Source organism: Nostoc sp. FACHB-152 (genome assembly GCF_014697475.1).
In the GTDB taxonomy this organism is placed as follows: domain Bacteria; phylum Cyanobacteriota; class Cyanobacteriia; order Cyanobacteriales; family Nostocaceae; genus Nostoc_B.
Genome location: NZ_JACJRV010000080.1, coordinates 23,565 through 30,100, shown reverse-complemented (window position 1 = coordinate 30,100; position 6,536 = coordinate 23,565). Strand labels below are relative to the sequence as shown.

Annotated in this window: 6 protein-coding genes; 3 read left to right on the top strand and 3 right to left on the bottom strand. The window is 37.8% G+C overall.

The window, feature by feature from the left end:
• Positions 1-8: 8 nt before the first annotated feature.
• The 3 genes from H6G76_RS30390 to H6G76_RS30380 form a co-directional block, all read right to left on the bottom strand.
• Positions 9-2,831, bottom strand: a complete 2,823-nt coding sequence (locus H6G76_RS30390; RefSeq protein ID WP_190709296.1) for a TnsA endonuclease N-terminal domain-containing protein — start codon at positions 2,829-2,831, stop codon at positions 9-11.
• Between the two features lie 186 nt (positions 2,832-3,017).
• Entirely contained in the window at positions 3,018-3,188 is a 171-nt protein-coding gene (locus H6G76_RS30385; protein ID WP_190709295.1) for a hypothetical protein, read from the bottom strand.
• Between the two features lie 3 nt (positions 3,189-3,191).
• Positions 3,192-3,335 carry a hypothetical protein gene (locus H6G76_RS30380; RefSeq protein ID WP_190709298.1) on the bottom strand — a complete coding sequence of 48 codons (144 nt, stop codon included), beginning with the start codon at positions 3,333-3,335 and terminating at the stop codon, positions 3,192-3,194.
• 188 nt (positions 3,336-3,523) lie between these two features.
• On the opposite strand from H6G76_RS30380, the gene H6G76_RS30375 reads away from it, so the two are divergent.
• The 3 genes from H6G76_RS30375 (at position 3,524) to arsC (ending at position 6,309) form a co-directional block, all read left to right on the top strand.
• On the top strand, positions 3,524-4,585 hold the full coding sequence (locus H6G76_RS30375) for a PstS family phosphate ABC transporter substrate-binding protein (protein ID WP_190709293.1): 1,062 nt from the start codon (positions 3,524-3,526) through the stop codon (positions 4,583-4,585).
• A gap of 29 nt (positions 4,586-4,614) precedes the next feature.
• Entirely contained in the window at positions 4,615-5,766 is a 1,152-nt protein-coding gene (gene arsB / locus H6G76_RS30370; protein WP_190709290.1) for an ACR3 family arsenite efflux transporter, read from the top strand.
• 129 nt (positions 5,767-5,895) lie between these two features.
• Positions 5,896-6,309 (top strand): arsenate reductase, glutathione/glutaredoxin type, encoded by a 414-nt coding sequence (gene arsC / locus H6G76_RS30365; RefSeq protein WP_190709288.1) that lies wholly within the window; start codon positions 5,896-5,898, stop codon positions 6,307-6,309.
• Positions 6,310-6,536: the final 227 nt, after the last annotated feature.

Here is a 6,536-nt window from a genome sequence, read left to right as displayed (position 1 = left end):
TATTGACATTAAGTCCTAATAAGCGTCCTTTCTACCAACAAGGTCAAAGAGCTATGAGACTTATTCTGTCTGCATTCTAGCCCTTTTTGTAGCCCCTTAAGGTCATCAGGATTAAATTTTTTGGGTAGACTAGGCTGTAAAATATCCTCTTTTAAATCTATTAAATCTAGATTTTCTTCTATCTTTTGACTATCATGAGATGAATGCTGTTCAGTATTTGATACATTTAATAATACAGCACTACTCAGGGTTCCTTCAATTAAATTGAAAACTAATTTAGCAGATTGATCTCGACGAATTTGTAGTATTAATTCTTCATGTTCTTCCGCGTTATTAAGTAAGTCAACAATCTCTTTAGAACCTACATATTGACTTTGATTATAGATTTGCCGTTTTCGTCTGCAAATTGTTGTGGCTATTGCTACTGCTTTTTCTGAATGTCCTTGAAACTTCATATAATAATTAGATAAACATTTTACCCAATGATTATTAACATAGGCATAAGTAACACCACAATCTAGTGGGTCATAGCGAACCGGAATAGATTGATTCTCAACACTGTAAAATTCATCTGTCCAATAATTTTGATAGTTGACTCTAATTCCTTGACCAGGAATAACTTTGGCCGTTCCCTTATTGTTCGTCGGCAAGGTTAAAATCTTGAATTGCTCATCATACTTAATATATTGATGAGGGCGATGTCCGGTTTTAGCTAACCCTAATTCAAAAGCCTTATGAGGAGACATCCCTTCTAAAGCAGGATGCTCTGCTTTATCATAAACTCCATAAGCATAACCAAATGCCAAATAATCGTATAATTCTTCTAAATTCCAGACAGCTAAATTCTTGGGATTATTTGCTTTTTTAACGAGGCGGACGTGCTTCATGATTTGGGTATTCCCCCTCAAGTTATTAATAAATTCAGTATTTTGTGAGCCGAACCAACGTTCAATAATTGAACTAAATTTAGGGCAATCCTTGGGACGATGCTTTTTGCTGGCTTCAAAACGCGCTAACAATGTCTCAAAATAAGTAGAACTAAACTCTTTTCCATTATCCACAACAATCCATTCAGGAAATCGTCCAAACCGTTGTACACAGATGCGAATAGCCATCATACAAGAACGGTAACTTGGATTATCAAAGGTAAGGTATAAAGCTAAAATCCTCCGGCTATAGGCATCAATCATGCCTGTTACCCAAGGTCTGCCTAAATTTTTGCCACTATAGGGGCAGATACACTCAATATCAAGCTGTGTGTGGTCAATATGAACAATTTCGAGCGGGCGATCTCCATGACGAGGGGTCGTCGGTCGAATTAACCAAGGCCCCAACAGATTATTTGCTGCACGAGATCCCGTTCGTTTTTTAGTTTGTTGATAGCTGTTGCGTTTTTTCACTCTCTCGTAATAAAAGGTATGACTGGGAAGAGGAGAAATTCGTCCTGATTTCTGCCATTTATCTCTTAAAAGTTCATACGTCTGCCAAACATTTTTTTGTTTAAAAGTTTCATATTGTTCTTCAATCACTTTATCAATAAACTCTAAATCTTCATCGGAATAACGAGGGGTTGGATTGCCTTTATATTGAGGAATCAAGCCAATAAACCCACATCCGTATTTTTGTTGGGCTTTTCGATATTTTGCTTTCCAGTCGCGTAGAGTTCGTTCTGATAAATCGCATTTTTGAGAATTATCAAGTTCTTTCCCTAAAAAAGGCTTAATAGCTGCATAACGATAATTTGCAGTTTCTAAGGCTTTAGGACTGGCCTCTAGAAAGTATTGCCATCCTTCTTCATCTAAAGTTGTGTGGTTTTCTGTCTGAAGATTACTAATTTCTCCTAATTCGATTAATTGTTGAAATTCTGCATAAGTCCAGCGAATAATTCCTTGTTCTCCTCTAAGAATGATTTTACTTTCCCCAATATGGTCAATGGTGAGGCTTTTTCCATCTAACAAAAATGATGACCCCACTTTAAGTTCAACTATCGACACATTGCTGGATACAGGTTCACAATAATCATGAGTGGCAGTGATATAAGCTTCTGCGGTAGCTTTGTCACGGAATACATGAACTTTCTCTTGTTCCACCAAAGCTACTTCGCTTAAATTCACATAGACTTTTTCGAGGGCAATTAAGGTATTAATATCATCAATAGTGGCATTTTTCGCCTTCTCAAGCAGATTGGTGAGATTAATACCGGGATAATTAACGATAATCTCTTGAACATTGGCTTCTACTTGTTCATTAAGGATATATTGTTGCTTTAAATATCCTTGTTTGTATGGTTGTAAATATTTCTGATTCCGATATTTGACCCAATCAATTTCACTATCAGAGCGAAGGCGATAATAATATCCTAAGCTTTCGACATATTCTTGAACAATGACATCCACCCATTGTCTTTCTATTTTTTGATAGCGGTAAGGCTGTTCCTCACTAAGTTTTTCCAGTCTTTTCTCTGTTTTCCACTCTTCAAAACCACAACAATTCTTTCTCATTACAAAAAAATCGGGATAATGACTGATAGTTGTGGCTTGTTTACCTTGTGGTGAGCATTTAATACTGAATTTAATCGGTTGATCCCAATATTCTAAAACTTGGTCGTCATATTCATAACATTGAGTAATAGCTGGTAATTCAACAGTATGAGACTCAAATTGAATCGTTCTACCCATCTTTGAACTAGCATAGGGGCCATGAACGTTTCTTCCTCCTCCTTTGACTTTACGAGCAGGTGGGGAAGTCCTAATTTGGTTAACTAAATCTCTTTGTTGTTGGGAGAGTCGCAAACTATTACACCATGCTTGAAACTCGACATCATGGAGCATGGTTATCTCCTCTAAAATTAGTACAATTTTACCTATAAAACACCATAACAAGTTCAGACTATTTCGGCAATATCAAACTTTAAAATTGCTATTTCGGCAAACTCAGGCTTTAAAAACTGATTATGTTAGGATATTCGTGGAACTGAGTTGCTGAGATTTCAAACAATGTGGTGGCAAAATCAAACTTTAAAGCACGGCAGAACCAAGCTTTAAATTGCATTTTTCTTGTGATTTAAAGCTGCCGATTACCAAATTGTTCGTCTGTTGTTTAGAGGCATCATAGTACTCACAGAAGTATTTGCCGCGTTGACGTACCTGATTTTGGATAGATTTATAAATCATACTACGAGAAGACACAATTCACGATGCTGACTGAGTTGACGCAAGGGACAAATTACGCATTGTGCGATTAACAAAGCTTAAGTAATCATCAATTTCTTCGTAGCAATCAAGTTCTTGTTCCGTGGCTACTTCCGAGTTAACTTGAGTTGTGAGCGTTGGCAAACTGACCTGCGTATTGTTACCAGTGTGAGTCGTCCAGATGCACCTGCTCAGATCCTCCCAGGCCTTTACTTAACATATCAACTTTTTTTGATGAATTTTTATATCTTGGGGTTGACAAGCAGCTAACATATCAAGTTTTCTTGATATAAGAAGAACGAAGTTAGCCACAATACAGGGTGGTGAGGTCAATGAAAGCAAAATTCCAGAAATTGGCTCTTGCGCTCTTGATGTTGACGCTCTTTAGCAGTTGTGCAGCAAACACAACTTCGACTCATCAAAGTCAACAGTCTTCAAATGCGGTTGAGGCTAGTAATACTGCAACAGATGAGAAAACGATTAAAATTGATGGTTCCAGTACGGTATACCCAATTACACAAGCAATCGCAAAAGAGTTTCAGGCAAACTCAAATAGTCAGTCCCCTATTGATGTGAACTTTTCTGGGACTACGGGCGGATTTGAAAAATTCTGTGCGGGACAAACAGATATTAGCAATGCTTCCCGACCGATTTTACTTGCAGAAATGGAAACGTGCAAAAAAAATGGGGTAGGGTACATAGAACTGCCAATCGCTTTTGATGCTTTAACGGTTGCTGTTAATCCACAAAATAACTGGGCAAAAGATATCACAGTAGCAGAACTAAAAAAGATTTGGGAACCTGCTGCTACTAGCAAGATTACGCGATGGAACCAAGTACGTGCAACTTGGCCAGATCGGCCTTTAACTTTGTACGGTGCAGGGAGAAAGTCTGGTACCTTTGACTACTTTACAGAAGCCATTGTAGGTAAAGCCAGAGCTTCTCGTAATGACTATACAGCTAGTGAAGATGATGAAGTATTAGTAGACAGGATAAGCAAAGACCCTAATGCTTTAGGTTACTTTGGCTATGCTTATTACGAGAAACATCAAAATAAGTTGAAAGCACTCTCTATTGATAACGGACGTAGTGCAGTATTGCCATCACGCCAAACCGTAGAGAAAGCACAGTATCAACCACTTTCTAGACCTTTATTTATTTATGTGAATCCCCAGTCTTTGCTGGATAGAGGAACACTGTACAAGTTTGTAGATTTTTATCTCAAGAACGCACCAAAAACAGTTTCTACTGTCGGATATATACCGTTACCGAATGATGGCTATCAAATCAATTATGTTCACTTGTACAAAAACAAAGTGGGAACAGTATTTGATGGAAAAGCCGAAATGAACTTAACAATTGGCGAACTCTTACGCAAAGAAGCCAAATTTTAGCGATTAATTTTTGTTGTAGGTTAATTTCAATGAATAATAATTCGCCAGCTAATACAGGCAAGATACAAGCGGGAAGTAATCTTAGTTTTTTTGAAAAATATCTAACTGTTTGGGTATTTTTGTGTATTTTTGTAGGAATTACTTTAGGGAGGTTATTTCCAGGAGTAGCGGTAGTTCTGGATGCAATGAGTGTGTATCAAGTGTCTATACCGATTGCAATATGTTTGTTTTTCATGATGTATCCCATCATGGTTAAAATTGACTTTACGCAAGCAGCAAATGCTATCCGCGCTCCAAAACCAGTTATTCTCACGTTAGTCGTGAATTGGTTAATTAAACCATTCACAATGGTGATATTTGCTCAGTTCTTCTTAGGATGGTTATTCCGTCCTTTGATTATCGGAACTGAAATTATTCGTGGTAGTGAAGTAACACTAGCTAATTCTTACATTGCTGGCACTATTTTATTAGGAATTGCACCTTGTACAGCGATGGTGCTGTTGTGGGGATATCTTTCCTACGGCAACCAGGGACATACTTTAATAATGGTGGCAGTAAACTCTTTGACGATGTTGTTCCTCTATGCACCATTAGGTAGATGGTTATTAGCGGCGAATGATTTAACTGTACCTTGGCAAACTATTGTTTTGTCAGTACTGATTTATGTTGGCTTGCCATTAATAGCAGGAATGTACAGCCGTTACTGGATTTTTAAACACAAAGGTAAAGAGTGGTTTGAAAGACGATTTTTAAAGTATTTAACTCCAGTTTCTATTACCGCTCTCTTGCTCACTCTGGTATTACTATTTGCATTTAAAGGTGAATTAATCGTTAGTAATCCTTTACATATTTTGTTAATTGCAGTACCACTATTTATCCAAACTAACTTCATTTTCTTGATTAGTTATGTAGCAGCATTAAAGCTGAATTTAACCTATGAAGATGCCGCACCAGCAGCATTAATTGGAGCTAGTAATCATTTTGAAGTTGCTATTGCGACTGCTGTTATGCTATTTGGCTTAAATTCAGGTGCAGCACTCGCTACAGTAGTTGGAGTGCTAATCGAAGTACCAGTAATGTTGATGTTGGTTGAGTTTTGTAAACGCACAGCATTTTGGTTTCCCAGGGAACCAGAAAAAGCAACGTTGCAAGACCCGCGCTGTTTTAGTACTTATAAATAAGCACAACTTTTTATAGAGCCAACAATCTGTGGCTCTATGATTAAACCTAGCGTGGCAAAACTTTGATTTTGCAACACTTAAATTTCAGAGTTTTATAAATTTAAAGCCATTATTTCACAGGAGTGAACAATGAAACGTGTAATGTTTGTCTGCAAAAAGAATTCTGCCCGTTCTCAAATGGCAGAAGGCTTTGCTAAAACTCTGGGTCAGGGGAAAATTGAAGTGATTAGCTCTGGTTTAGAAGCAAGTGTTGTTAGACCAGAGGCGATCGCAGCCATGAAAGAAATTGGCATTGACATTACAGATCAAACTTCCAAACCGCTCAGTGATTTCAAAGCCGAGGACTTTGACGTAGTAATTTCTTTGTGTGGCTGTGGTGTAAATTTACCTCCTGAGTGGGTCGTGCGGGAAGTATTTGAAGACTGGCAGCTAGATGACCCGGCTGAACAACCTGAGATTTTCCCCAGAGTACGAGATGAAATTCAGGAACGGGTGACTGGGTTAATTAAATTATTGACAGAAGAATCTGCGCCTGTTGGATAAGCTGTTAATCACCTAATTTGCAATTTAGACCGTAGGGGAGCAGAGGAGCAGGGGAGAGGGTTTAAAGTTTTTAGCCAAAATTTTAATTGTGCAACTTGTAAGCACAAAAGTTTAAAAATTACCAAAAGTCTAGCTTTTATTGCCCAATCAGCAAGTTTCGCTAAACTCAGCACTAGTGAATTTGTATGATGTTTATGCCCTTCAAAATAAAGTCTGGTTACATGATC